Below are 26,078 nucleotides of genomic sequence, written 5' to 3'. Positions count from 1 at the left end.
GACTCCCCCTGCGCAACATGCTCTAATGGCGCCCACATGGCCAAACTCTCCCAGTTGCCGCTCTACCGCCAAGTGATGCGAGAAGTGCTTGCCGAGATCCAGGCGGGCACCTGGCGGGAAGACGAAGCATTGCCCAGCGAGATCGATCTCGGCGCGCGTTTCGGCGTGAGCCAGGGAACGGTGCGCAAGGCATTGGACGAGTTGGTGGTCGAGGATGTGTTGCAGCGCAGGCAGGGCGTCGGCACGTTTGTCACCGGCGTGCGCGATTATCTCGCGGAAGCGGGGTTTTCGTCGCTGACCGGCGATGGATCGATGGCGCCGAGCTTCGAGCTGCTGGGCTGCGTGAAGATCCATGCGGGCGAGGCGCTGGCGGAGATGCTGGGGCTGCGCCGTGGCGCGACGCTGTGGCAGGTGCGACGGTTGATCCGCCTGCAGGGGCGCCTGATCGGGCTGGAGGAGATGCTGCTGCCCGAGGCGCAGTTCCCGGTGCTGGACGTGCGGCGTATCCGCGAACTGAAGTGCAACCTGCGCGCGCTGTGCTGGCTGGACTTCGGCGTGCGCCTGAAGGATGGCGATCTGCGCCTGCGCGCGGTCGGGGCGAGCGCGGCGGAGGCCAAGTTGTTGCAGGTGGAGCTGAACGAGCCACTGCTGCAACTGGTGCGGCTGGCGCGGGATTTCGAGGGGCGCCCGCAGATGTGGAGCGTGGCCTGGATCCGCACCGAGCAGGTGGCGTTCGAGCCGCCGCCTGGCGGTACGGGATGACGCCAATGGGGATCGGCGCAGTGTGCGGCGGCCTCGCAAGGTTTGTTAAGATTTCGGATTTATCCGGCCCGCCTCAGCGGGTTGGGCGAAGAAGGGCCGGCCGCTTCGGCTTGGCGAAGACCGTAGTGATAAGGAAGCGCGTATGAGCAAAACACGCCCCAAGCACCTGGAACTGTGGAACATCAAGTTTCCGGTGCCCGCCATCGTTTCCGGGTTGCACCGGATCAGTGGCGCTCTCTTGGCCTTGGCCATTCCCTTCGTGCTGTATGCCCTGGCGGGCACGCTGTCCTCCGCGGAACGCTTCGACGCGTTCCGCGCCTGTATCGCCCATCCGCTGATCAAGCTGGCCCTGCTGGTGGTGCTGTGGGCATTCCTGCATCACGCCTGTGCCGGCATCCGCTTTCTGTTCATGGACATCCACAAGGGCGTCGACCTGCCGACCGCACGGTTGACCGCCAAGCTGGTGCTGGCCGTGAGCCTGGTTCTGACTGCTGTGATCGGGGTGGTGGCATGGTAAATCGTCAAGTCGTCGGCGCGCACTATGGCCTGCGCGATTGGCTGGTGCAGCGCGTCACCGCCGTCATCATGCTGGTCTACGCGATCGGCATCGTCGCCTTCCTGCTGCTGGCCTCCGGGGCCAGCTACGAAGCCTGGCAGCAACTGTTCGCCTGTACCTGGGTGAAGGTGCTGACCACCGTCACCGTGGTGGCGCTGCTGTGGCACGCCTGGGTCGGCATCCGCGACATCTGGATGGATTACGTCCAGCCGGTGGGCATCCGCCTGACGCTGCACGTGCTGACCATCCTGTGGCTGGTCGCCAGCTTTATCTATTCGATTCATGTTGTGTGGGGTGCGTGATGGCGGTTCCTGTTCGTAAATTCGATGCGGTGATCGTCGGTGCGGGCGGTGCCGGTCTGCGTGCGGCGCTGCAATTGTCGGAAGCCGGCCTCAAGACCGCGGTGCTGTCCAAGGTGTTTCCCACCCGTTCGCATACCGTGGCGGCCCAGGGCGGCGTGTCCGCCTCGCTGGGCAACTCCGAGCCGGACCACTGGCACTGGCACATGTACGACACCGTGAAGGGGTCGGACTGGCTGGGCGACCAGGACGCCATCGAATTCATGTGCCGCGAGGCACCGAACGTCGTGGTCGAGCTGGAACACTTCGGCATGCCGTTCGACCGCAACGCCGACGGCACCATCTACCAGCGTCCGTTCGGCGGCCACATGTCCAATTTCGGCGAGAAGCCGGTGCGCCGTGCGTGCGCCGCCGCCGACCGGACCGGCCACGCCATGCTGCACGCGCTGTACCAGCGTAACGTGCGCGCCAACACCCAGTTCTTCGTCGAATGGATGGCGCTGGATCTGGTGCGCGACGAGCAGGGCAATGTCCAGGGCGTGGTGGCGATGGAAATGGAGACCTCCGAGGTCTACGTGTTCCAGGCCAAAGCCACGTTGTTCGCCACCGGCGGTGCCGGCCGCATCTTCGCCTCGTCCACCAACGCCTTCATCAATACCGGCGATGGCCTGGGCATGGCGGCGCGGGCCGGCATTCCGCTGGAAGACATGGAATTCTGGCAGTTCCACCCCACCGGCGTGGCCGGTGCCGGTGTGCTGATCACCGAAGGCGTGCGCGGCGAGGGCGGCATCCTGCGCAACAGCGCCGGCGAGCGCTTCATGGAGCGCTACGCGCCCAACGCCAAGGATCTGGCCAGCCGCGACGTGGTGTCGCGCGCCATGGTTACCGAGATCAACGAAGGCCGCGGCTGCGGTCCCAACAAGGATCACGTGCTGCTCGACATCACTCACCTGGATCCGGAAGTCATCAAGTCCAAGCTGCCGGGCATCCGCGAGATCTCGATCAAGTTCGCCGGCGTCGATCCGATCAAGGCGCCGATCCCCGTGGTGCCCACCTGCCACTACCAGATGGGCGGCATCCCGACCAACTACCGCGGTGAAGTGGTGGTCCACGACCAGGTGGTGTCGGGCTTCTACGCCGCCGGCGAGGTGGCCTGTGCCTCGGTGCACGGCGCCAACCGCCTGGGTACCAACTCGCTGCTCGACCTGCTGGTGTTCGGCAAGAGCTCGGGCAACTCGATGATCGAGTTCATCAAGGCCGCACCCAAGGATCTGCCGCCGCTGGCCACCGCCGACGTCGATCGCTCGCTGGCCCGCGTCGCGCGCCTGGATGGCCAGCAGAACGGCACGCCGGTGGAGACCGCGCGCGCCGCCATGCAGCGCACCATGCAGAACCACTGCGGCGTGTTCCGCTTCAAGGACATGCTCAAGGAAGGCGTGGAGAAGATCCTGGAGGTCGAATCGATGGTCAAGACCATCGAGATCGCCGACAAGTCCAAGACCTTCAACACCGCGCGCCTGGAAGCGCTGGAGCTGGAGAACCTGATCGAAGTGGCCAAGGCCACCATGATCTCGGCCGAGGCCCGCACCGAGTCGCGCGGCGCGCATGTCCGCGACGATGCCGCCGACACACCGGAGCATCCCAACGGCCGCGACGACCAGAACTGGCTCAAGCACACGCTGTGGTTCCGCGACGCCAACCGCCTGGAATACAAGCCGGTGAATCTCAAGCCGCTGACGGTCGAGACCATCGCGCTCAAGACCCGCTCCTACTGAGGGGAATGCATCAATGACTACCCGTACCGTCAAGTTCAGCATCTACCGCTTCGACCCGGAGAAGGACGCGAAGCCGTACATGAAGGACTACTCCGTCGAACTGGATTCGTCCGACCGCAAGCTGCTGGACGCGCTGGTCAAGCTCAAGGTGGTGGACGACTCGGTGTCGTTCCGCCGCTCCTGCCGCGAAGGCGTCTGCGGTTCGGACGCGATGAACATCAATGGCCGCAACGGCCTGGCGTGCATCACCGACATCGACAGCCTGAAGCAGCCGATCCAGATCCGCCCGCTGCCCGGCCTGCCGGTGGTCCGCGACCTGATCGTGGACATGACCCAGTTCTTCAAGCAGTACCACTCGATCAAGCCCTACGTGGTGAACGATACTCCGGCGCCGGATCGCGAGCGCCTGCAAAGCCCGGAAGACCGCGAGGAACTGAACGGCCTGTACGAGTGCATCCTCTGCGCGTGCTGCTCCACCTCCTGTCCTTCGTTCTGGTGGAACCCGGACAAGTTCGTCGGCCCGGCCGGCCTGCTCGCCGCGTACCGCTTCATCGCCGATACCCGCGACACCGCCACCAACGAACGGCTGGACAACCTGGAAGACCCGTACCGGCTGTTCCGCTGCCACACCATCATGAACTGCGTCGACGTGTGCCCGAAGGAGCTGAACCCCACCAAGGCCATCGGCAAGATCAAGGACCTGATGGTCAAGCGCATGGCCTGATCGGCCGGGGCGGGCGGAACCCGCCCCGATCGGCCGCCCCGGTGGCGGCCGCGGACGAACCGCGCTGCGGCGCAAGGTGAAGTGAATTGGACGAGATCGAACTGAAACGCATCGTGTGGCGCTCGCGCCGCGGGCTGCTGGAACTCGATCTGCAACTGGAGCGTTTCGTCGCCGAAGCGCTGCCCCAATTGAGCGAAGCGGATCTGCTGCTGTATCGCGAACTGCTGCAACTGCCCGACAACGACCTGCTCGACTACCTGAACGGCCGGTCCGAATGCCCGAATGTCCGCCTGGCGCCCATGATCGCCCGGATTCGGGATGCCCAACGATGAATCGATATTCGGCCGCGGCCGGAGTATTTACCCAGGAGCCCAATAGATGGAAAACAAAGTCACCCTGACTTACGACGGCGGCCAGAGCATCGAGCTGCCGGTTCTGCCGGGTACGCTCGGTCCCAGCGTGGTCGATATCCGCGCTTTCTCCAAGACCGGCATGTTCACCTTCGACCCGGGCTTCCTGGCCACTTCCGCCTGCGAATCGAAGATCACCTTCATCGACGGCGACGAAGGCCAGCTCTACTACCGCGGTTACCCGATCGAACAACTGGCCGAGCACGCCGACTACCTCGAAGTGTGCTACCTGCTGGTATACGGCGAACTGCCGACCCGCGAGCAGCGCGACACCTTCGAGCACACCGTGATGAAGCACACCATGGTGCACGACCAGCTCACCCGCTTCTTCAACGGCTTCCGCCGCGATGCCCACCCGATGGCCATGATGGTCGGCGTGGTCGGCGCGCTGTCGGCGTTCTACCAGGACAGCCTGGACATCGCCGACGGCGAGCACCGCAAGGTCGCGATCTATCGCCTGATCTCCAAGATCCCGACGATCGCCGCCATGTGCTACCGCTACAACAACGGCCTGCCGTTCAACTACCCGCGCAACGACCTGTCGTACACCGCGAACTTCCTGCACATGATGTTCGCCACGCCGTGCGAGCCGTTCGAGCCGAACCCGGTGCTGGTGCGCGCGCTGGATCGCATCTTCACCCTGCATGCCGACCACGAGCAGAACGCCTCCACCTCGACCGTGCGCCTGGCCGGCTCCTCCGGCGCCAACCCGTTCGCCTGCATCGCCGCCGGCATCGCCTGCCTGTGGGGCCCGTCGCACGGCGGCGCCAACGAGGCCGTGCTGAAGATGCTGGACGAGATCGGTTCGGTCGAGAACGTGCCCGCGTTCATGGAAGGCGTGAAGGCCAAGACCCACAAGCTGATGGGCTTCGGCCACCGCGTGTACAAGAATTTCGACCCGCGCGCCAAGATCATGAAGCAGACCTGCGACGAGGTGCTGAACGAACTGGGCCTGCGCAACGATCCGAAGTTCCAGCTCGCCATGAAGCTGGAAGAGATCGCGCTGAACGACCCGTACTTCATCGAGCGCAAGCTGTACCCGAACGTGGACTTCTACTCCGGCATCGTGCTGACCGCGCTGGGCATCCCGGTGTCGATGTTCACCGTGATCTTCGCGCTGGCCCGCACCGTGGGCTGGATCAGCCACTGGAACGAAATGATCTCCGACCCCGGCATGAAGATCGGCCGTCCGCGCCAGCTCTACACCGGCGCGCAACGTCGCGACTACATCAAGGTTCAAGACCGCTAAGCGGCATCGATGACGCCACCGCCAAGTACGGTGGCGCACCACGGGGCGGCGATGCCGCCCCGGCAGTACCTCAGGGATTGCTCAAAGACAGGTTGCAGCCGGACCGGCGGGCCGGCTGAAGGATAAGCCCCGCATCATGATGAAAGAACTGGAAATGAACTCCCACCTGTTCGGTGGGAACGCCCCGTTCGTCGAGGAACTGTACGAACAGTACCTGGCCGACCCCGCGTCGGTCGCCGCGCAGTGGCGCGACTATTTCGACAAGTTGCAGCAGGCCGGCGGCGGTGCCGTCCGCGACGTGCCGCGCGCCCCGATCGAGGAATCGTTCGTGCGCCTGGCGCGTCAGCCGCGCCTGACCGCGGTGCGCGATGTGGCCGCCGAGCGCGAAAGCAGCCGCAAGCAGGTGGGCGTGCTGCGCCTGATCAACGCCTATCGCCTGATGGGCAGTCGCGCCGCCGATCTGGATCCGCTCAAGCGCATGGACATGGCGCCGGTGCCCGAACTGGATCTCGCCCAGTACGACCTGTCCGACGCCGACATGGCGGTGCAGTTCAACTGCGGCAACCTCGCCGGCCCGGAAAACGCCCCGCTGTCCGACATCATCGGCCGGTTGCGCAGCACGTACTGCGGCAACTTCGGCGTCGAGTACATGCACATCACCAACACCGAGCAGCGCCTGTGGATCCAGGACTACTTCGAAAGCTCGCTGTCCACGCCGTCGTTCGGCGCCGAGCAGAAGAAGCGCATGCTCAAGCAGGTGACCGCCGCCGAGACCATGGAGCAGTATCTGCACCGCAAGTACGTCGGCCAGAAGCGCTTCTCGCTGGAAGGCGGCGAAAGCTTCATCGCGGCCATGGATACCCTGGTGCAGGGTTCCGGCCGTGACGGCGTGCAGGAAATGGTGATCGGCATGGCCCACCGTGGCCGCCTCAACGTGCTGGTCAACACCCTGGGCAAGCTGCCGCGCGACCTGTTCAGCGAATTCGAAGGCCGCCCGACCACCGATCTGCCGTCGGGCGACGTGAAGTACCACAACGGCTTCTCCGCCGATATTCCCACCCCGGGCGGCCCGATCCACCTGTCGCTGGCGTTCAACCCGTCGCACCTGGAGATCGTCAACCCGGTGGTCGAAGGTTCGGTGCGCGCGCGCCAGCAGCGTCGCGGCGACAAGGCTGGCGAGCAGGTGCTGCCGGTGCTGGTGCACGGCGACTCCGCCTTCATCGGCCTGGGCACCAACCAGGGCACCTTCAACCTGTCGCAGACCCGTGGCTACGGCACCGGCGGCACGGTGCACATCGTCATCAACAACCAGGTCGGCTTCACTACCTCCGACCCGCGCGACAACCGCTCCACGCTGTATTGCACCGACATCGCCAAGATGGTCGAAGCGCCGATCTTCCACGTGAACGGCGACGACCCCGAAGCCGTGTGCTTCGCCATCGAAGCATCGCTGGCATTCCGCAAGCGCTTCCGCAAGGACGTGGTGGTCGACATCGTCTGTTTCCGCAAGCACGGCCACAACGAGGCGGACGATCCGTACGTGACCCAGCCGATGATGTACCGCAAGATCGCGGCGCATCCGGGCGTGCGCAAGAAGTACGCCGACCGCCTGATCGCCGAGGGCGTGGTCACCGCCGAGGAAGCCGACGGCATGATCCAGGCCTACCGCGCGGCGCTCGATCGCGGCGAGCACGTGGAACAGACCACGCTCACCGACTACAAGCGCAACTTCGCCATCGATTTCTCGAAGTACATGGGCAACCACTGGCGTCACCCGGTGACCACCAGCGTCGCCCACGCCGACCTGCAACGCCTGGCCGAGCGCTTCACCACCGTGCCGGAAGGCTTCAAGCTGCGCAACACGGTGGAGAAGGTGGTCGGCGAGCGTCGCGAAATGGTCGCTGGCAACGTCGGCGTCGACTGGGGCATGGCCGAGCATCTGGCCTACGCCACGCTGCTGACCGAAGGCTACGCCGTGCGCATCTCCGGCGAGGATTCCGGCCGCGGCACCTTCAACCACCGCCACGCCGTGCTGCACGACCAGAACCGCGAGCGCTGGGACCAGGGCGTCTATATCCCGCTGCAACATATCTCCGACAACCAGTCGCACTTCCTGGTGATCGACTCGATCCTCAACGAAGAAGCGGTGCTGGCGTTCGAATACGGCTACGCCTCGTCGGCTCCGGACGAACTGGTGATCTGGGAAGCGCAGTTCGGCGACTTCGCCAACGGCGCCCAGGTGGTGATCGACCAGTTCATCACCTCCGGCGAGACCAAGTGGGGTCGCTTGTGCGGCCTGACCATGATGCTGCCGCACGGCTACGACGGCATGGGCCCCGAGCACTCGTCCGCCCGCGTCGAGCGTTACCTGCAACTGTGCGCCGAGCACAACGTCCAGGTGGTGCAGCCGACCGAGGCCAGCCAGATCTTCCACGTGCTGCGCCGCCAGATGCTGCGTCCGGTGCGCAAGCCGCTGATCATCATCATGAGCAAGCGCCTGCTGAAGGCGAAGGTCTCCACCAGCCCGATCGAGCAGTTCGTCAGCGGCGAATTCCGCAACGTGATCGGCGACGCGGCCGGCCTGGATGCCAAGAAGGTGAAGCGCGTGCTGGTGTGCGCCGGCCAGGTCTACTACGACCTCGACAACGCCCGCCGCGAGCGCGAGATCAAGGACATCGCCATCGTGCGCATCGAGCAGCTCTATCCGTTCCCGACGGAAGAACTGCAAGCCGAGATCGCCAAGTATCCGAACGCCCGCGAAGTGATGTGGGTGCAGGAAGAACCGCGCAACCAGGGCGCCTGGCATCAGATCCGTCACCGCCTGGAAGGGGTGACCAGTCCGAAGCAGACCCTGAAGTACGCGGGACGCCAATCGTCCGCGTCGCCGGCGGTGGGCTACATGAGCAAGCACACCGCGCAGCTCAAGGCCTTCCTCGACGAGGCAATGACCCTGTAATCCAACGCGGCGGGCGGGTGCCCGCCGCGTCTTGTCGCCAGCAAGAACCGCTTGGAGATTTTCCCAATGATCATCGAAATCAAAGTCCCGCAACTCCCCGAATCGGTATCCGAAGCCACGCTGCTGGGCTGGAAGAAGAAAGAGGGCGAAGCCATCGCCCGCGACGAGAACCTGATCGACATCGAGACCGACAAGGTCGTGCTGGAAATCCCCGCGCCGCAGGCCGGCGTGGTGGTGTCCATCCTCAAGCAGGAAGGCGACAGCGTGGTCAGCGATGAAGTGATCGCCACCATCGACACCGACGCCAAGGCCGGCACCGCGCCGGCCGCCGCCGCACCGGCCCCCGTCGCGCCGTCGCAGGAAGCGCAGCGCGTCGAGGCCGCGGCCAAGGCCGCCGGTGTCGAGGCGTCCGCCGTCGGCTTCGGCACCGCCGTGCTGCCGGCCGCGCGCAAGCTCGCCGCCGACAACAACGTCGACACCAGCAAGGTGGAAGGCAGCGGCCGTGGCGGCCGCGTGCTGAAGGAAGACGTGCAGAACGCCATCGCCGGCGGCGCCAAGGCCGCCCCGGCCCCGGTGGTCGATACGGCCGGCCGCCCCGAGCAGCGCGTGCCGATGAGCCGCCTGCGCCAGCGCGTGGCCGAGCGCCTGCTGCAATCGCAACAGACCAACGCCATCCTGACCACCTTCAACGAAGTCAACATGAAGCCGTTGATGGACCTGCGCAACAAGTACAAGGACCGCTTCGAGAAGGAACACGGCGTCAAGCTGGGCTTCATGGGCTTCTTCGTGAAGGCCGCCGTGCACGCGCTGAAGAAGTACCCGATCGTCAACGCCTCGGTGGACGGCAACGACATCGTCTACCACGGCTACTTCGACATCGGCGTGGCCGTGGGCAGCCCGCGCGGCCTGGTGGTGCCGGTGATCCGCAATGCCGACCAGCTGAGCCTGGCCGACATCGAGAAGACCATCGCCGACTTCGGCAAGCGCGCGCAGGAAGGCAAACTGGGCATCGAGGAACTCACCGGCGGCACCTACACCATCTCCAACGGCGGCACCTTCGGCTCGATGATGTCCACCCCCATCATCAACCCGCCGCAATCGGCGATCCTGGGCATGCACGCCACCAAGGAACGCGCCGTGGTCGAGAACGGCGAGATCGTGGTGCGCCCGATGATGTACCTGGCCCAGTCCTACGACCACCGCATCATCGACGGCCGCGAAGCGGTGCTGTCGCTGGTGGCGATCAAGGAAGCGATCGAAGACCCGGCCCGCCTGTTGCTGGATCTGTAATCGAAGTGAGGGGTGAGGGGTGAGGAGCGAGGTGTAGAACCCGCTCTTTGCTCCAGCCCCTGCGATCAATCCGGATAGTGTGAGTGCAGCGATAACGCCTCACACCTAACTCCTCACACCTCACAGGTTTTCGACCATGTCCCAACAATTCGACGTCATCGTCATCGGTGCCGGCCCCGGCGGCTATGTGGCGGCGATCCGCGCCGCGCAGCTCGGCTTCAAGACCGCCTGCATCGACGAATTCAAGAACAAGGAAGGCAAGCCCAGCCTGGGCGGCACCTGCCTCAACGTGGGTTGCATCCCGTCCAAGGCGCTGCTTGAATCCTCCGAGAACTGGGAGCGCATCGAGCACAAGTTCGCCGCGCACGGCATCAGCGTGGAAGGCGCCAAATTCGACATCAAGAAGATGCTGGAGCGCAAGGACGGCATCGTCGACAAGCTCACCGGCGGCATCGCCTTCCTGTTCAAGAAGAACAAGGTGACCAGCCTGTTCGGCCACGGCAAGCTGCTGTCGCACAAGGATGGCCGCTGGCAGATCGAAGTGGCCGGCGCGGGTTCGACCGAAACGGTCGAGGCCACCCACGTCATCCTGGCCACTGGCTCGGTGCCGCGCGCGCTGCCCGACCTGCCGTTCGACAACAAGCTGGTGCTGGACAACGAGGGCGCGCTGTCGATCCCCGACGTGCCGAAGAAGCTGGGCGTGATCGGCGCCGGCGTGATCGGCCTGGAAATGGGTTCGGTCTGGAAGCGCCTGGGCGCCGACGTGACCATCCTGGAAGCCGCGCCCGGCTTCCTGCTGGCCGCCGACGAAGCCATCGCCAAGGAAGCGCAGAAGATCTTCACCAAGGACCTGGGCCTGAAGATCAATACCGGCATCAAGATCGCCTCGATCAAGGCCGGCAAGAACAACGTCAAGGTGTCGTACGCCGACAGCGAAGGCAAGGAAGTCGCCGAAACCTTCGACAAGCTGATCGTCGCCATCGGCCGCCAGCCCAACACTTGGCAACTGGCCGCGGACGAAGTCGGCCTGCCGCTGGACGAGCGCGGCTTCGTGGTGGTCGACGCCGAGTGCCGTACCTCGCTGCCCAACCTGTGGGCGGTGGGCGACGTGGTGCGCGGCCCGATGCTGGCGCACAAGGCGTCGGAAGAGGGCGTGGCGGTGGCCGAGCGCATCGCCGGCCAGCATCCGCACCTCGACTTCAACACCGTGCCCTGGGTGATCTACACCAGCCCGGAAATGGCCTGGGTAGGCAAGACCGAACAGCAACTGAAGAAAGAAGGCGTCGAGTACCGCAAGGGCCAGTTCCCGTTCGGCCCGAACGGCCGCGCGCTGGGTCTGGGCGAGGTCGCCGGCTTCGTCAAGATGCTGGCCGACGCCAAGACCGACCGCATCCTGGGCGTGCACATCATCGGCCCGTTCGCATCGGAACTGATCGCCGAGGCGGTGGTGGCGATGGAATTCAACGCATCGTCCGAAGACATCGCCCGCATCGTCCACGCGCACCCGTCGCTGTCCGAATCGCTGCACGAAGCGGCGCTGGGCGTCGACAAGCGCAGTCTCCATTCTTAATGGCGTGAGGCGTCGGAGCGCGCCGGGCCGTGGTCCGCGCGCTTTGCCTTACCCCCAACTCCTCACCAAGGAACATCCATGAATCTGCACGAGTATCAAGCCAAGGAACTGCTGGCCAAGTACGGCCTGCCGGTACAACGCGGCATCCTGGCCAACAGCGCCGAAGAAGCCGCCGCCGCCTACGACCAACTGGGCGGCAAGTTCGCCGTGGTCAAGGCCCAGGTGCATGCCGGCGGTCGCGGCAAGGCCGGTGGCGTGAAGGTGGTGAAGAGCCGCGAAGAGGCCGCCGAGGTCGCCAAGTCGCTGATCGGCACCAACCTGGTCACCTACCAGACCGACGCGGCCGGCCAGCCGGTGCACTCGGTGCTGGTGTGCGAGGACATGTACCCGGTGCAGCGCGAACTGTACCTGGGCGCCGTGGTGGATCGCGGCAGCCAGCGCATCGTGTTCATGGTGTCGACCGAAGGCGGCGTCGAGATCGAGAAGGTCGCCGAGGAAACCCCGGAAAAGATCATCAAGGTGGAAGTGAACCCGCTGGTCGGCATGCAGCCGTTCCAGGCGCGCGACGCCGCCTTCGCCCTGGGCCTGACCGGCGACCAGCTCAAGACCTTCGAGAAGCTGATGCTGGGCGCGTACAAGGCATTCGTCGAGAACGACTTCGCCCTGTTCGAAGTGAACCCGCTGGCGCTGCGCGAAAACGGCCAGCTGGCCTGCGTGGACGGCAAGATCAACCTGGATTCCAACGCCCTGTACCGCCATCCGGACCTGCTGGCCCAGCGCGACAAGAGCCAGGAGAACGAGCGTGAAGTGAAGGCGTCCGAGTTCGACCTGAACTACGTGGCCCTGGAAGGCAACATCGGCTGCATGGTGAACGGCGCCGGCCTGGCGATGGCCACCATGGACATCATCAAGCTCAAGGGCGGCCAGCCCGCCAACTTCCTGGACGTGGGCGGCGGCGCCACCAAGGAGCGCGTGATCGAGGCCTTCAAGCTGATCCTGGCCGACAGCTCGGTCAAGGGCGTGCTGATCAACATCTTCGGCGGCATCGTGCGCTGCGACATGATCGCCGAGGCCATCATCGCCGCCGTCAAGGAAGTGAACGTGACCGTGCCGGTGGTGGTGCGCCTGGAAGGCAACAACGCCGAACTGGGTGCCAAGATCCTGGACGAGTCGGGCCTGAAGCTGACTTCGGCCCAAGGCCTGAACGACGCGGCCGAGAAGATCGTCGCAGCCGTCGCTGCCCTCTAATTCACGCGCACGCGTTAAAAGGATTTCGAAATGAGCGTTCTCGTCAACAAAGATACGAAAGTGCTGGTGCAAGGTTTCACCGGCAAGAACGGTACCTTCCACGCCGAACAGGCGCTGAAGGTCGGCACCAAGGTGGTCGGCGGCGTGACCCCGGGCAAGGGCGGTGCCGAGCACCTGGGCCTGCCGGTGTTCAACACCATGAAGGATGCCGTGCGCCAGACCCAGGCCGATGCCTCGGTGATTTACGTGCCCGCGGCCTTCGCCAAGGATTCGATCCTCGAAGCCATCGATTCCGGCGTGAAGCTGATCGTCTGCATCACGGAAGGCGTGCCGACCATCGACATGCTGTACGTGAAGAAGGCCGTGGACGAAGCCGGCATCCGCCTGATCGGCCCGAACTGCCCCGGCGTGATCACCCCGGGCGAGTGCAAGATCGGCATCATGCCGTGGCACATCCACAACCCCGGCCGCATCGGCATCGTGTCGCGTTCCGGCACCCTGACCTATGAAGCCGTGGCGCAGACCACCGCGCTGGGCCTGGGCCAATCGACCTGCATCGGCATCGGCGGCGACCCGATCCCCGGCACCAGCCACATCGACGCGCTGAAGCTGTTCCAGGACGACCCCGATACCGACGCCATCGTGATGATCGGCGAAATCGGCGGCACCGCCGAGGAAGAAGCGGCCGAGTTCGCGCGCAGCTACGTCAAGAAGCCGGTGGTGGGCTACATCGCCGGGGTGACCGCGCCCAAGGGCAAGCGCATGGGCCACGCCGGCGCCATCATCTCCGGTGGCAAGGGCACGGCCGAAGAGAAGTTCAAGGCCTTCGAGAAGGCCGGCATCGCCTACACCCGCAGCCCGGCGGAAATCGGCAAGACCATGTTCGAACTGCTGAAAAGCAAGGGCATGATCAAGTAAGCGGCGTTCGCGCCAAGGAAAACGCCACCTTCGGGTGGCGTTTTTTCATGGGCTATACATGGGTGTCGAGCGGTAGCAGCGAAAACCTCGCAGGACGCGGCCGGCGATTCGAACCGGCTTCATTTGGGCGGCATCAATTGCTGGAGCGAATTTCCTTTGTCTCGTGCCGATGCATCGCTACAATCAGCCCCTGTCACTGGGGAGTAGCCTTCCTCTATCCAGAGGAGAGCGTGTCAACACACTTGGCTTCGGCCATGACACGCTCGGCCCATTCGGGTTTGGCGAGACCATTGACGCATGCTTTGTCCAAGGCTGGGCGGGAGCGTGCGTCATTGGTTCGTCAACGCCCGGCCATGGAGCAACCCGTGCATTCCTCGCATCAATTCCCGTCTCGCCCTCCCTGTAGCTTTGCCTCGCGTCCGCTGCATTCCACTTGCCCGGGGGACGCGGCATGACCGGACTCGTATTCGAACTCCTCGTCATGCTCGTCGTCATCCTGGCGGCGGCGGAGCTGTTCACCAACGCGCTCGAGCATCTCGGCGAACGCCTGAAGATCTCGGAGGGGGTGACCGGCTCGCTGTTTGCCGCCGTCGGGACCGCGCTGCCCGAAACCAGCGTGCCGTTGCTGGCGCTGACCTCCGGGACGGCCGTCTCGGTCAACGAGGAAATCGGCGTCGGCGCGATCCTCGGGGCGCCCCTCATGCTGGCCACGTTGTCCACGTTCCTGATGACGCTGGCGGCGCTGCGCCAGCGCAAGCTGGGCGGGCATATCTCCCCCGAGCGGACCGGCTTTCGACGCGACATGAACTTCTTCCTGATCGCTTTCGGCCTGGCTGCCGCGGCAATGTTCGTCCCTCACCACGCCTGGTACATCCGTGCCGCCTTCAGCATCGGCCTGGTCGCCATTTACGTCGGCTATGTGGTGATGACATTCCGGGCGTCCAGGCATCTGGTGGCGGAAGGGCACGGCACCGAAGCGCCCGGCAAGATGATGCTGGCGCGGGTCGGGCTGCCGACGAACCTCGGCACCATCGTGCTGCAACTGGTGTGTGCGACAGCTTTGCTCGTGGCCGGGGCAAAGGGGTTCATCTACGGCGTGGAGGGGGTGTCGAAAATCCTTGGTATCTCCGCGCTGCTGCTGTCGTTGCTGATCATCCCGATTGCCACCGAGCTTCCCGAGAAGGTGAACAGCATCCTGTGGATCCGACGCGGCAAGGACACGCTGGCGTTTGGGAACATCACCGGCGCAATGGTCTTCCAGGGAACGCTGTTGCCGGCGATCGGCATCATGCTGACGCCCTGGGAGCCGCGGGTGGAGGTTCTGACCGGCGTGGTCATCACCTTGCTCGCCGCCGCCTGGTTGCGGCTGAACTCCCGTGCCGGGGGCCTGCCGATCTGGGCATTGCTTGCCAACGGCGTGCTCTATGCCATCTACCTGGGGATCACGCTGTCGTGAGTCCGGTGCGGCGGCGGTAGGGGCCCATTCCCCTTTGCTTGGGGCGCGCTATCCGGAAGTCGAGGCTTCGGAGCATGGCAGATGCGTCGAGTGCGGCATCACGTCGCCAGCCCTCAGCGCCCCGAGGGCGGAGCCAGCCAGGGCTCCAGTGCGCGCCAGGCCTCGATCTTGTCCACCAGCTTGAGGGTGTGGGCCGGGCTGGTGGACGGCAGGATCAGGCTGGCGATGCCGGCCGGCATCTGCGGCAGGCCGAGGCGGGCGGCGGTGGCGCCGTTGAACGCGACCGCGCGCAAGGCCGGCAGGTCGGCCAGCAGCGCGGGCAGGCTGTTGGCTTCGATGCGCCGCAGGCGGGTATCCAGGCTGCCTTGCCGCTCGGCGCGGCCGATCACGTCCCACAGGCCGACGCCGTGGGCCAGCAGTGTGGCGTAGCGTTGCGGCCAGTCGATATCGAAGCGGACCTGCAGCAGCGCCGCCATGATCGGCCAGAACGCGTTGCGCGGATGGGCGTAATACGCCTGCGCCGACAGCGAGGCATCGCCGGGCAGGCTGCCCAGCACCAGCACGCGGACCTCGCGGTCCACGATGGGCGGCAAGCCCTGCTTGGTCGGTGTCGGATCGGGAATCGGCATGCAAAAAAGGGCGGCCCGGCGCGGGCCGCCCCGGCTCAGTGGCCGCTCTTCTGGATCAGTGCGCTGGCGTCGAAGCCCAGGCGCAGTCCGCCCCAGGCTCGGCCGTTGACCACGATGGGCAGATCCAGCTCGGTCATGATCTCGCCGGTATCGCGCAGGTAGGTTTGCAGCAGGAAGCGCTGGTTGATCTGCGCCGCGCGCAGGCCGGCCGGATCGTTGAACAGGCGCTTGTCGCGACTGTTGACGAGGTCGACGGCGCGGTCGCCGGTGGGTGGCTTGGAATACCAGCTGTTATGCGTGGCGCCGTAGCCCTTGGTATCCACCGCCAGCGAGAACTTGCCGCCGGTGGTCTCCTTGACCAGGCGGTCGTACAGCGGCTGCAGTTCGCGCTCGAACTCGGCGTCGTAGCTGGTCTTGAACTTTTGCGGATCGGTGCCGGGAATGGGGCGGTAGCTCTGGTCGAAGATGTTGACGTTGCGCGCCAGCATCGCTTCCAGCTTGAGCTGGATCTCGTCGCGGTAGCGACTGGTGCGCTGGATGATGGTGTCCAGCTCGCCCTGGCCGACGATGTAGCGGCCCATCATTTCCTGCACCCGCTCGGCGGCGCGCGACAGATCCTGCGACGATTGCGCCGAACGCGTCATGCGCTCATTCACTGCCAGCGACAACTGGTGGATCTCCGAGACATTGGCGTTGACCAGGTGATTGGCCTCGGTGAAGTTCTCCAGCGTGCCGGCGATCTCGGCCAGCGCGCCGCTGGTGCTCTCGAAGTCGGCCATCATCTTGGCGAACTGGCCGGACGCCTTGTCCACCACCTCGTGGGTGAGCTTGGCGTCCTGGGTGATCAGTTCGGTCTCGGTCAGCGTCTCGGCCACCTGGCCCAGCATGCTGTCGATATCGCGCGAGATTTCGTCGGTGGCGTCGCCCACCTTTTCCGCCAGCTTGCGCACCTCGTCCGCCACCACGGCGAAACCGCGCCCCGCCTCGCCGGCCCGCGCGGCTTCGATGGCGGCGTTGAGCGCCAGCAGGTTGGTCTGGCCGGAGATCTCGCGGATCAGGTCGACGATGCTCTTGATGCTGGCCGAGCGCTGGTTCAGCCCGTCCACGGTGTTGTTGAAGTTCTCGATCTTGGCGGTGATCGCGTTGATGCGGCTGGTGACGTCCTGCAATTCGGCATACGAGCCGCGCGCCAGGTCGAGGTTCTGCGCGGTGGTGCCGGAGATATCCTGGGTGCGGTGCGACACGTCGTTGATGCCACGGGTGGTGCTGTCGCTGGCATCGACCACTCGTTGCGCCAACTGGTCCTGCTGCTGGGTCGAGGTGGCCGAGTCCTTGATGTTCTTCATCGACTTGGCGGCTTCCAGCGCGATGCCCACCGTCATTGCCTGGACGCTGGCGATGATGTCGCGCTGCTTGGCCAGGAAGCGATTGCAGGTCCGGGCCAGTTCGCCGATCTCGTCGTTGGTGATGGCGGGGATGTCGGTGGAGAGATCGCCTTCGCCGCTGGCGGCCAGACGGAACACGTCGGTGAAGCGGCCGACCGGCCGCTTGATCCAGTAGTTGAAGTACACCATCTGGACGGTGACCAACACCACGCTGAGCAGGACCAGCACCCAGGCCCAGACGCGGTAATCAGCCAATACCTGGGATAGCTGTGCGATGGCCGCCGGGTCCAGCTTAAGGCTCCGCGCGACGTCCGCCAGCCGGGCTTCGGCGGCATAACTCAACGCCAGCAGCAGCAACGGCGGCAGGACCAGCAGATACAGGAACGCGAACTTGCGTGCCAAGGTGGGCAGCAAGGTCCGCTCCAGATTCGCGTGGAAATCGTTCAACCAGCCCATGGCACTCTCCCCAGCGTTGATGCTTGGTGTCGTGCCCGCCCGCACGACGATCGAAGGGGCCGGCAATGCCCGGCACGGTCAACCCAGTGCCGGGTGCATCGACTGCATCGTTAATGATTTTGTCGGTTCAGGATGCGAATGCGGCATGCAGGTCTTCCAGGCGCAGGCGCCAGTAAGCCAGCATGTGACGGAACACCGCCAGTTCCACTTCGCTGAAATCGTGGTCGGATTTGGCAAGGTCCAGTGCGATGGCCGCGACGGCCAGGCGCTTCTTCGGGTCGTCCACGGTATCGAACAGCGCTTCGATGCGCTCGCGGTCGACCAGGCGGATGGTGCCGTTCTCGTCCGCTTCGTCCGACACGTCGTTGCAGTAGTCCTGCAACACCTGGATGAAGCCCTTGCGGGAAATGCCCAGCGCCTCGTAGACGCGCAGATGCTCCAGTTCCTCCAGTTCCTCCGGAGCAAAACTGCCGTCGCAGATCATCTGCAGAACCAGGATGCGAGCCATGGCCTCGGGGCTGTTGTTTGCGTACTTCTTCATGGTTGTATTCCTTTGTGGGCTATCGGGGCGCTGCGCTGGCGCCCGGAGACTGCTTGGATTTGAGGGCTTGCGGAATCGGTACGACCTTGCGGCTATGGTAATCGAAAAACACGCACGAAGTGCTTGCCGTGGCCACGGGCCGGCCCGTGACCGATTCCCGCACGGCGTAGCGCAGATCGACGGCCACCCGCGTGTATTCGGCCACGCCGACCTCGATGACGAGCTGCTCGCCCAGGAACGCTTCGCTGGCGAAGCTGACGGCCAGATCGCCCAGGATGATGCCAGGGTGATCCGCGTCGCCGGTTTCGCTCAGGCCATGGCTGGCCAACCAGCCCAGGCGGGCTTCCTGCAACAACGTCAGCAGCGCGTGATTGGCCAGATGCGCCCCGTAGTTCAGGTCGCTGGCACGCACGCCGAGCGTGATGCTGTATTCGACGTGGGCCGGTGGGTCGATCTTGATTCTGGGCATGGCGCTTCGGACGGGAAAGAGGGAAGGTGAAGGTATCCTACCCGCTGGAACCGCCCTGACTACTGCGGAAAATCCGATGGCGGGGGGAATCGACGCTTCTGCTAGACTTAACGACAGCCATGTCCAGGGAGAATGCCATGTACCAACGGATCCTTGTTCCAGTCGACGACAGCGAAACCAGTGCCGCCGCCGTGCGCGAAGCCACGCAGTTTGCCTGCGAACAGAAGGCGGTGATCCGCCTGGTCCATGTGATCGATCTGGCGCAGTTCGCGTGGAGCGCCAACGAATTCCTCGACGTGCCGCAGTTGCAGGATGCATTGCGCAAGTCCGGCAAACAGTTGCTCGAACGCCATGCCGAGGCCCTGCGCGAAGCCGGCCTGCACCCCGAGCAGGAGCTGCTCGAAGCCTGGGGCGGCAACCTGGCGCAGACCATTGTCGACGAAGCCAGCAAATGGAAGGCCGAACTGATCGCCATGGGCACTCACGGCTTTGGCGGGCTGACCCATCTGCTGCTGGGCAGCGTGGCCGAGGGCGTGATGCGGGCGACCAACGTGCCGATCCTGCTGGTGCGAACGCCGAACAATGCCAGCAAATGATGTCCCGTCCATCCGCGTCCTGCGGGTGGACGACCATGCGCGCGATGCCGCGGGCTTCACCTACGTCTATCCCGTGGTTTCGCGTCGCGCCGGCGGAGTCTCCGTCGGCATCAACCTGAATCCCAACAATGCCTGCAACTGGCGCTGCGTGTATTGCCAGGTCCCGGATCTGACCCGCGGCGGACCGCCTCCCATCGCACTGGACCAACTGGAAGCCGAACTCGACGCCATGCTGCACGACATCGTGCACGGCGATTTCATGACGCGCAGCGTTCCCGAAGGCGCGCGCCGTCTGAACGACGTGGCGTTCTCGGGCAACGGCGAGCCGACCATGAGCCCGGAGTTCCCCCAGGCCGTCGAGCGCGTGCGCCACCTGCTGCAACGCTACGACCTGCTGGGGCGGATCAAGGTCGTGCTGATCACCAATGGCAGCCAGCTCTATCGGGCACGGGTGCAGCAGGCGCTGGCGGCGCTGAAAACGCTCAACGGCGAAGTGTGGTTCAAGCTGGATCGCGCGCCGCAGGATGGTTTTTCCGAGGTGAACCAGGTGCAGCTCAACCGCGAAGCGGTGGCGCGCCATCTGGCTGCGGCGGCGCAAGGCTGCCCCACGTGGTTGCAGACCTGTATGTTCATGCGGGAAGGGCGTCTGCCCGACGAGGCGGAGATCCAGGCGTACCTGGATTTCGTCGCGGCGCAGCTGGCCGACGGAGTGAAACTGGAAGGGGTGTTGCTCTACGGCCTGGCCCGGCCGTCGATGCAGGTGGAAGCGCCGTTGCTGGCGGCGGCACCGCGGGAATGGATGCAATCGGTTGCCGACCGGATCGCCGCGCTGGGGCTGGCGGTCCGGCTCAGCATCTGACGGTCAGCGGGCGTAGGCGCTGCCGCCGAGGAGGCGCTTGTCGGCGGGCTGGGCCTGCTCGCGCGCGGCGGCCTTCAGCGTTTCGTACAGCTCCGGCTTGGACTTGCGCAGGTATTCCAGTACCCGCATGTCTTCGCGGCTGAGGTCGGCCAGATCGATCTGCTCGACATGGACCACGCGCAGCAGTTCGCGGACAGGCTTGGGCATGGCGCGGCCGCTTTCGTAGCGGGAACCGCCACTTTGCGTGACGCCGATGCGACCCCAGAATTGTTGCTGGTTGAGGCCAAGACGGCGGCGAATCTCGCGCGGATTGAGGATTTCGTCAGACATGTAGATTAACTCCCGAACATCGACTGCCAGCGGATAAAATCGGGCGCTTGCCCAGGTTCCTGGCAGTGCTATGCCGCCATCTTATCGATCCACCCTTTTGAATCCCACGTGACTATTGCCACGGGGAAATCGCCAAAAAAACGCGTTATCCATGGGAACTGAATCCAATCCGGATGTCTCAGGCGGCCTTCGTGGTGGCGCTTTCATGGCGCTGTGCGAGACCCGGCCGCAGGCCAAGGTCGAAGCTGTTGAGGCGCTGAACGATAACTTGCCATTGTTATCGGAAATCGAGGTCGTCAGGCTGCCGGTCCCGGGTCGGCCGGAACGGCCGGAACTGGTGCCTCCACGGGCGCTGATCCAGCGAAATATCTCGACTCCCGCGGGGCGGGCAGCGCTGCTGCACGCCATCGCGCACATCGAATTCAATGCCATCAATCTGGCGCTTGACGCCATCTATCGCTTTGGCGACATGCCGCTAGCGTATTACCGCGATTGGTTGCAAGTGGCCAAGGAAGAAGCGCTGCATTTCACATTGTTATGCCGGGAGCTGGCACGGTATGGCCATACCTATGGCGATTTCCCGGCACACAACGGCCTGTGGGACATGGCGTTGCGCACCGACCACGACGTGATGGCGCGCATGGCGTTGGTGCCGCGCATCCTGGAGGCGCGCGGCCTGGACGTGACGCCCGGCATCCGTGCCAAGCTGGCGCAGAGCGGCGATGCGTCGGCGTGCGAGGTGCTGGACGTGATCCTGCGCGACGAGATCGGCCACGTGCGCATCGGCAACCGCTGGTATCGCCACTGCTGCGCGCAGCGCGGCCTCGACCCGATCGCCACCTTCGTGCAGTTGCTGCGCGACACCGCCACACCCAGCTTCAGGGGGCCGCTCAATCGCGACGCTCGCCGCGATGCCGGATTCACCGACGAGGAGTTGCTGCTGATCGAGTCGCTGAACGACTGATCGGCGCCTGGGGCGAATCGACCTTCAAACGCGGGTGCGAAGGACGAAGGCCGGGATGCAGGGCAAGGCGTGCCGAGTGCCGCGGGGTCATCCCCGCAAGCGAGGCGCAACGCCGCCATGCGCCCGGCCTTCGTCCTTCCCTGCGGGTTGGTCCGTGGGCCGGCGTCTGCTTTGTCGCACGGCTTGCAGAGAGGAGGGCTATCTGCTGCGCCGCGCTTCGCGCAGCCATCCGGCCCACGGACCAACGCATCCCGCGTTTGAAGGTCGATTCGCCCTAGGCCAGGCGGATCTGGATATCGTCGCGTTCGCCGGCCACCTCGTTCAGCACGCCCAGCAGTGCGTCGAACTGTTCCTGGCCCAGTAGCGGCAGCGATTGCAGGCAGCCTCGCCAGGTGATGACCAGCGGGCCCTCCACGCTGGCGCGGAGCACGTCATAGAGCGCATCGAGATTGCGGCCGAAGTGGCCGGGCAGGTCGAGCTGGTGGGAGAGCTGGTCGTAGACATCGTCCAGGGTGCGGATCTGTTGCAGTACGGCTTGCTTTGGTTCGGTCATGGTCGTCATGGCTTGCAGGTGGGGATTTCGGTGAAGGTCTGGTAGTGATCGACGGTGACGAAGCGGCGCCCGCGCGGCTCGAACACCATGCGTTTGGCGCCACGCTTGCCGCCGCGGTAGTCGAGGTCGGCTTCGCGATAGTCGCCCCGGGGCAGACGGCGCTCGCGGTTGCCGAAGCGGTCGCCGCCGATCGAATGCTGCGGCAACACCTGCCATAGATCGCGCCCGGGTTGCCAGCCGGCGTCCTGCGCTGCGCGCTTGGTGACGAACTTGGCGGGCAGCCGGCCATCGCGGCCCAGGGCGACCAGCACGTCGCCCAGTTCGGCGGCGTCCAGGCGCTGCTGGCGCGCCACTTCGCCGGCGAGTTGCCGGCAGTCGGTCGCGGCGAATACCGGGGATGAACACAACAGCAGGGCAAACAGGAAGCGGCGCATGATCGGTTCCAGGGGAAAAGCGCATTCTGCCAGTGTCATGCCCGGGATGCCCGGCCGGGCCGGTCAACCGTATCGTCCGCGCCGAATGGCGGCCCAGAGCCTGTTCAAGATCTTTTCGCGACAGCATTCGGAGCCGTGTCGGTGTACGGCAAGGCGCAGGACGCATGCGGTATGAATACCGTGAGCGGCATGCAACGCGGCAGCGCCCCGGCAATGCCCCGAACCCGTGGTGCCCGGCGCTGCCGTGAAAAGGTTTTGAACAGGCTCTCAGGTCGTGGGCCGCAGCATCACCAGCTTGATTTCGTCGTGATCCACCAGCCGGAACGTCACCTGCTGATAGGCGAGATGGCCGCGCTGCGGGTGGTGAAAGCCACGCAGCCCGCCCTGGCGTTCCAGCACGTCGTGGCGACGCCAGAACTCGGCGAAGTCCGGGCTTTCCGCCGCCAGCCGCGCCACGAACGCTTCCAGCACCGGGTCGTCCAGGCTGGAGCGGCTGTCGGCGCGGAACTCGGCCGCCAGCCGCCGGGCGCGGGCTTCCCAGTCCTCGACCAGAATGCGCGCGCCCGGATCGAGGAACACGTATTCCAGCAGGTTGTGCGGGCCGGGTTGGTCCAGCCAGCCGCTGAACAGCGCGGCGGCGGCCGGGTTGAAGGCGAGCACTTCCCAGTAGCGTCCCAGCACGTAGGCCGGCATGGCGATGCCTTGCACCAGGTTGTCCAGCAGGCCGTCGGGCAATTCGGGATCGGCGGGAAGCGGACTGATGTCGCGGCGGCCGGCCAGTTCGAACAGGTAGGCGCGCTGGGTGCGATCCATGCGCAGCGCGCGCGCCAGCCGGTCGAGCGCGTCGCTGGAAACATTGATGTCGCGGCCCTGTTCGATCCAGGTGTACCAGGTGGGGCTGATCTCGGCCAGTTGGGCCACTTCCTCCCGCCGCAGGCCCTGGGTGCGGCGGCGGATGCCGGCGGGGAAGCCGAACGCCGCCGGCGGGCATTTGCTGCGCAGCGAGGCGAGGAAGTCGCCGAGTTCCTTGCGACGGATGGACATGGTCGGTCTTTATCCCGGTAGTGATGGGCGATCTGGAGCGGCTGACAAAAATCTCCGGGCGCCGCCGCGCGGGCGCCACGCCTCGCTTGTCGTACGCCTTGTATTATCTCGTTTCGCGCGTCTCGCCAGGGCCGCTGCGCCGGGTTTTGTCAGCCGCTCTTATACCAGGGTTGCCGTCTTGGCCGCACTGGTCGGCATGGTGCTGCATCCTGTTACTGGGTAGTTTTTATACCAGGATAATCGCTGGTATTGTCCGGCTCGGGCAATCCGCCTAATCTCGCGTCATCGGCCCGCTCCAGGTGCCTGCATCGAACGGAATCCAGCATGAAAGCGCAGACGTTGTACGACAAGTTGTGGAGTTCGCATGTCGTCCGGGAAGAAGAGGACGGCACCTGTCTGATCTACATCGACCGCCACCTGGTGCACGAAGTGACCAGCCCGCAGGCGTTCGAAGGTCTGCGTCTGGCTGGCCGCAAGCCCTGGCGCAACCACTCCATCGTGGCCACCGCCGACCACAATACCCCGACCGACCATTGGGACGAGGGCATCAAGGACCCGATCAGCCGGCAGCAGGTGGAAACGCTCGACGCCAACATCAAGGCGTTCGGCGCGCTGGCCTATTTTCCGTTCAAGGACCTGCGCCAGGGCATCGTGCACGTGGTCGGCCCGGAAAACGGCGCCACCCTGCCCGGGATGACCGTGGTCTGCGGCGACAGCCATACCTCCACCCACGGCGCGTTCGGCGCGCTGGCGCACGGCATCGGCACCTCCGAGGTGGAACACGTGATGGCCACGCAGACGCTGGTCGCCAAGCAATCCAAGGCCATGTTGGTCAAGGTTGAAGGCCAGCTTGGCCGCGGCGTCACCGCCAAGGATGTGGCGCTGGCGATCATCGGGCGCATCGGTACCGCTGGCGGCACCGGCTATGCGGTGGAATTCGGCGGCAGCGCCATCCGCTCGCTGTCGATGGAAGGCCGCATGACCCTGTGCAACATGGCGATCGAGGCCGGTGCGCGTGCCGGCATGGTGGCGGTGGACCAGACCACCATCGATTACGTGAAGGGGCGCCCGTTCGCGCCCACCGGCGAAACCTGGGATCGGGCCGTCGCCTACTGGCGTACCCTGGTCAGCGACGAAGGTGCGGTGTTCGACAATGTGGTCGAACTCAAGGCCGAAGATATCGAACCGCAAGTCACCTGGGGCACTTCGCCCGAGCAGGTGGTGTCCATCGGCGCGCGAGTGCCCGACCCGGCCGGCGAAGCCGATCCGGTGAAGAAGGGCAGCGCCGAGCGCGCGTTGCAATACATGGGCCTGGCGGCCGATACCCCGATCAGCCAGATCACCATCGACAAGGTGTTCATCGGCTCCTGTACCAACAGCCGCATCGAGGATCTGCGCGCCGCCGCCGAGATCGCGCGTGGCCGCACCAAGGCCGCGAATGTGAAGCTCGCCATGGTGGTGCCCGGATCGGGGCTGGTAAAAGCGCAGGCGGAGGCCGAGGGCCTGGACAAGATCTTCATCGAGGCCGGCTTCGAGTGGCGCGAGCCGGGCTGCTCGATGTGCCTGGCGATGAACGCCGACCGGCTGGAGCCGGGCGAGCGCTGCGCCTCCACCTCGAACCGCAACTTCGAAGGCCGGCAAGGGCAGGGTGGCCGCACCCACCTGGTCAGCCCGGAGATGGCCGCAGCCGCCGCCATCGCCGGCCACTTCGTCGATGTACGTACCTTCGCTTAACCGAATTAGGAGAGTCGCTGATGAAATCGATCCTGTTGGCCGTGGTGGCGGTGGTCGCCATGGCTTCGTTGTCCGCCTGTAACACCGTTCACGGCTTCGGCAAGGACGTGCAGAAACTGGGCGACAAGATCGAAGGCGCGGCGCAGAAATAAGCCATGAAAGCATTCAACCAGATCAACGGCCTCGTCTGCCCGCTCGACCGGGCCAACGTCGACACCGACGCCATCATCCCCAAGCAGTTCCTCAAATCGATCAAGCGTTCGGGCTTCGGCCCCAACCTGTTCGACGAGTGGCGCTACCTCGATCACGGCGAGCCGGGCATGGACAACAGCACCCGCCCGGTGAACCCGGAATTCGTGCTGAACTTTCCGCGCTTCCGTGGCGCCGAGGTACTGCTGGCGCGCGAGAACTTCGGCTGCGGTTCCAGCCGCGAGCATGCGCCGTGGGCCATCGAGGATTACGGCTTTCGCGCGCTGATCGCGCCCAGCTTCGCCGACATCTTCTTCAACAACTGCTTCAAGAACGGATTGCTGCCCATCGTGCAGCCGGCCGAGGTGGTGGACCAGTTGTTCCGCGAGGCCGAGCAGTCCGAAGGTTATCGCCTGACCATCGACCTGCCGTCGCAGACCATGGTCACGCCGTCCGGCCAATCGTTCCCGTTCGAGATCACCGCGCACCGCAAGCACTGCCTGCTCAACGGCCTGGACGAGATCGGCCTGACGCTGGCCCATGCCGACGACATCCGCGCGTTCGAGGCCGGGCACCAGCAGCGCCAGCCCTGGCTGTTCGTCTGAACGCGCGGGGGTCAAACACGGTCATCCTTGGGCAAGGTCAACCGGCCTTGCCGGATGCGATTTATACTTATAGGGTT

The 26,078-nt window shown here is 65.1% G+C and carries 27 protein-coding genes and 1 riboswitch; of the genes, 19 read left to right on the top strand and 8 right to left on the bottom strand.

What is annotated here, in order from left to right:
* Positions 1-36: 36 nt before the first annotated feature.
* The 13 genes from C556_RS0108410 to C556_RS0108350 all read left to right on the top strand — a co-directional run bounded on the left by C556_RS0108410 (position 37) and on the right by C556_RS0108350 (position 15,213).
* The gene (locus C556_RS0108410; protein WP_018747799.1) at positions 37-762 is read left to right on the top strand and encodes a GntR family transcriptional regulator; all 726 of its coding nucleotides are present in this window, start codon (positions 37-39) and stop codon (positions 760-762) included.
* A gap of 142 nt (positions 763-904) precedes the next feature.
* Positions 905-1,279 carry a succinate dehydrogenase, cytochrome b556 subunit gene (gene sdhC / locus C556_RS0108405; protein ID WP_018747798.1) on the top strand — a complete coding sequence of 125 codons (375 nt, stop codon included), beginning with the start codon at positions 905-907 and terminating at the stop codon, positions 1,277-1,279.
* Positions 1,273-1,620 carry a succinate dehydrogenase, hydrophobic membrane anchor protein gene (sdhD, locus tag C556_RS0108400; RefSeq protein WP_018747797.1) on the top strand — a complete coding sequence of 116 codons (348 nt, stop codon included), beginning with the start codon at positions 1,273-1,275 and terminating at the stop codon, positions 1,618-1,620. The genes sdhC and sdhD overlap by 7 nt, the downstream gene beginning before the upstream one ends.
* Positions 1,620-3,392, top strand: coding sequence for a succinate dehydrogenase flavoprotein subunit (gene sdhA / locus C556_RS0108395; RefSeq protein ID WP_026262923.1), 1,773 nt, complete (start codon positions 1,620-1,622; stop codon positions 3,390-3,392). The genes sdhD and sdhA overlap by 1 nt, the downstream gene beginning before the upstream one ends.
* Before the next feature lie 13 nt (positions 3,393-3,405).
* On the top strand, positions 3,406-4,116 hold the full coding sequence (locus C556_RS0108390; protein WP_018747795.1) for a succinate dehydrogenase iron-sulfur subunit: 711 nt from the start codon (positions 3,406-3,408) through the stop codon (positions 4,114-4,116).
* 86 nt (positions 4,117-4,202) lie between these two features.
* Positions 4,203-4,448, top strand: a complete 246-nt coding sequence (locus C556_RS0108385; RefSeq protein ID WP_018747794.1) for an FAD assembly factor SdhE — start codon at positions 4,203-4,205, stop codon at positions 4,446-4,448.
* 46 nt (positions 4,449-4,494) lie between these two features.
* A complete protein-coding gene (gene gltA / locus C556_RS0108380) occupies positions 4,495-5,775 on the top strand; it encodes a citrate synthase (RefSeq protein WP_018747793.1) in 1,281 nt (426 codons plus the stop codon).
* 136 nt (positions 5,776-5,911) lie between these two features.
* Positions 5,912-8,731 carry a 2-oxoglutarate dehydrogenase E1 component gene (locus C556_RS0108375; protein ID WP_018747792.1) on the top strand — a complete coding sequence of 940 codons (2,820 nt, stop codon included), beginning with the start codon at positions 5,912-5,914 and terminating at the stop codon, positions 8,729-8,731.
* 66 nt (positions 8,732-8,797) lie between these two features.
* A complete protein-coding gene (gene odhB / locus C556_RS0108370) occupies positions 8,798-10,021 on the top strand; it encodes a 2-oxoglutarate dehydrogenase complex dihydrolipoyllysine-residue succinyltransferase (RefSeq protein ID WP_018747791.1) in 1,224 nt (407 codons plus the stop codon).
* A 136-nt stretch (positions 10,022-10,157) separates the two neighbouring features.
* A complete protein-coding gene (lpdA, locus tag C556_RS0108365) occupies positions 10,158-11,591 on the top strand; it encodes a dihydrolipoyl dehydrogenase (RefSeq protein ID WP_018747790.1) in 1,434 nt (477 codons plus the stop codon).
* A gap of 78 nt (positions 11,592-11,669) precedes the next feature.
* Positions 11,670-12,839, top strand: coding sequence for an ADP-forming succinate--CoA ligase subunit beta (gene sucC, locus C556_RS0108360; protein WP_018747789.1), 1,170 nt, complete (start codon positions 11,670-11,672; stop codon positions 12,837-12,839).
* A gap of 30 nt (positions 12,840-12,869) precedes the next feature.
* Positions 12,870-13,757 (top strand): succinate--CoA ligase subunit alpha, encoded by an 888-nt coding sequence (gene sucD, locus C556_RS0108355; protein ID WP_018747788.1) that lies wholly within the window; start codon positions 12,870-12,872, stop codon positions 13,755-13,757.
* Between the two features lie 186 nt (positions 13,758-13,943).
* Positions 13,944-14,109, top strand: a riboswitch (yybP-ykoY riboswitch).
* Positions 14,110-14,208: 99 nt separating this feature from the next.
* The gene (locus C556_RS0108350) at positions 14,209-15,213 is read left to right on the top strand and encodes a sodium:calcium antiporter (RefSeq protein WP_026262922.1); all 1,005 of its coding nucleotides are present in this window, start codon (positions 14,209-14,211) and stop codon (positions 15,211-15,213) included.
* 113 nt (positions 15,214-15,326) lie between these two features.
* On the opposite strand, the gene C556_RS0108345 is transcribed toward C556_RS0108350, so the two are convergent.
* From C556_RS0108345 to C556_RS0108330, 4 genes are all read right to left on the bottom strand, one after another.
* Entirely contained in the window at positions 15,327-15,842 is a 516-nt protein-coding gene (locus C556_RS0108345; protein ID WP_018747786.1) for a DNA-deoxyinosine glycosylase, read from the bottom strand.
* 35 nt (positions 15,843-15,877) lie between these two features.
* A complete protein-coding gene (locus C556_RS0108340) occupies positions 15,878-17,683 on the bottom strand; it encodes a methyl-accepting chemotaxis protein (RefSeq protein ID WP_018747785.1) in 1,806 nt (601 codons plus the stop codon).
* Positions 17,684-17,810: 127 nt separating this feature from the next.
* Positions 17,811-18,224 (bottom strand): hypothetical protein, encoded by a 414-nt coding sequence (locus C556_RS0108335; RefSeq protein ID WP_018747784.1) that lies wholly within the window; start codon positions 18,222-18,224, stop codon positions 17,811-17,813.
* A gap of 19 nt (positions 18,225-18,243) precedes the next feature.
* Positions 18,244-18,693, bottom strand: a complete 450-nt coding sequence (locus C556_RS0108330) for an acyl-CoA thioesterase (RefSeq protein ID WP_018747783.1) — start codon at positions 18,691-18,693, stop codon at positions 18,244-18,246.
* 137 nt (positions 18,694-18,830) lie between these two features.
* Between C556_RS0108330 and C556_RS0108325 the strand changes: the two genes are divergently transcribed.
* Together C556_RS0108325 and C556_RS0108320 are read left to right on the top strand one after the other, a co-directional pair.
* Positions 18,831-19,289, top strand: coding sequence for a universal stress protein (locus tag C556_RS0108325; RefSeq protein WP_018747782.1), 459 nt, complete (start codon positions 18,831-18,833; stop codon positions 19,287-19,289).
* Complete coding sequence (locus tag C556_RS0108320) at positions 19,276-20,148, top strand: radical SAM protein (protein ID WP_040430820.1); 873 nt, start codon at positions 19,276-19,278, stop codon at positions 20,146-20,148. The genes C556_RS0108325 and C556_RS0108320 overlap by 14 nt, the downstream gene beginning before the upstream one ends.
* Before the next feature lie 3 nt (positions 20,149-20,151).
* Here the strand turns inward: C556_RS0108320 and C556_RS0108315 are convergent, their stop codons facing one another.
* The gene (locus C556_RS0108315; RefSeq protein ID WP_018747780.1) at positions 20,152-20,478 is read right to left on the bottom strand and encodes a helix-turn-helix domain-containing protein; all 327 of its coding nucleotides are present in this window, start codon (positions 20,476-20,478) and stop codon (positions 20,152-20,154) included.
* A 205-nt stretch (positions 20,479-20,683) separates the two neighbouring features.
* Between C556_RS0108315 and C556_RS0108310 the strand changes: the two genes are divergently transcribed.
* Complete coding sequence (locus C556_RS0108310) at positions 20,684-21,442, top strand: ferritin-like domain-containing protein (RefSeq protein ID WP_018747779.1); 759 nt, start codon at positions 20,684-20,686, stop codon at positions 21,440-21,442.
* 274 nt (positions 21,443-21,716) lie between these two features.
* Here C556_RS0108310 and C556_RS0108305 read toward each other — a convergent pair whose 3' ends face one another.
* From C556_RS0108305 to C556_RS0108295, 3 genes are all read right to left on the bottom strand, one after another.
* Entirely contained in the window at positions 21,717-21,995 is a 279-nt protein-coding gene (locus C556_RS0108305) for a barstar family protein (RefSeq protein WP_026262919.1), read from the bottom strand.
* Positions 21,996-22,000: 5 nt separating this feature from the next.
* Positions 22,001-22,429 carry a ribonuclease domain-containing protein gene (locus C556_RS0108300; RefSeq protein WP_018747777.1) on the bottom strand — a complete coding sequence of 143 codons (429 nt, stop codon included), beginning with the start codon at positions 22,427-22,429 and terminating at the stop codon, positions 22,001-22,003.
* A 267-nt stretch (positions 22,430-22,696) separates the two neighbouring features.
* Entirely contained in the window at positions 22,697-23,473 is a 777-nt protein-coding gene (locus C556_RS0108295; RefSeq protein ID WP_018747776.1) for a helix-turn-helix transcriptional regulator, read from the bottom strand.
* 324 nt (positions 23,474-23,797) lie between these two features.
* On the opposite strand from C556_RS0108295, the gene leuC reads away from it, so the two are divergent.
* From leuC to leuD, 3 genes are read left to right on the top strand one after another with little or no spacing between them, the layout of a single operon-like run.
* Positions 23,798-25,207: a 3-isopropylmalate dehydratase large subunit gene (gene leuC / locus C556_RS0108290; protein ID WP_018747775.1), complete on the top strand. Its 1,410-nt coding sequence runs from the start codon at positions 23,798-23,800 to the stop codon at positions 25,205-25,207.
* 20 nt (positions 25,208-25,227) lie between these two features.
* Positions 25,228-25,359, top strand: a complete 132-nt coding sequence (locus C556_RS0108285) for an entericidin A/B family lipoprotein (RefSeq protein WP_018747774.1) — start codon at positions 25,228-25,230, stop codon at positions 25,357-25,359.
* 3 nt (positions 25,360-25,362) lie between these two features.
* Positions 25,363-26,001, top strand: a complete 639-nt coding sequence (gene leuD, locus C556_RS0108280; RefSeq protein ID WP_018747773.1) for a 3-isopropylmalate dehydratase small subunit — start codon at positions 25,363-25,365, stop codon at positions 25,999-26,001.
* The last annotated feature ends 77 nt before the right edge of the window (positions 26,002-26,078 follow it).

Source organism: Chitiniphilus shinanonensis DSM 23277 (genome assembly GCF_000374805.1).
GTDB classification, from domain to species: domain Bacteria; phylum Pseudomonadota; class Gammaproteobacteria; order Burkholderiales; family Chitinibacteraceae; genus Chitiniphilus; species Chitiniphilus shinanonensis.
Note: the sequence above shows the minus strand (reverse complement) of the source record. Positions and strands in the feature narration are given on the sequence as shown.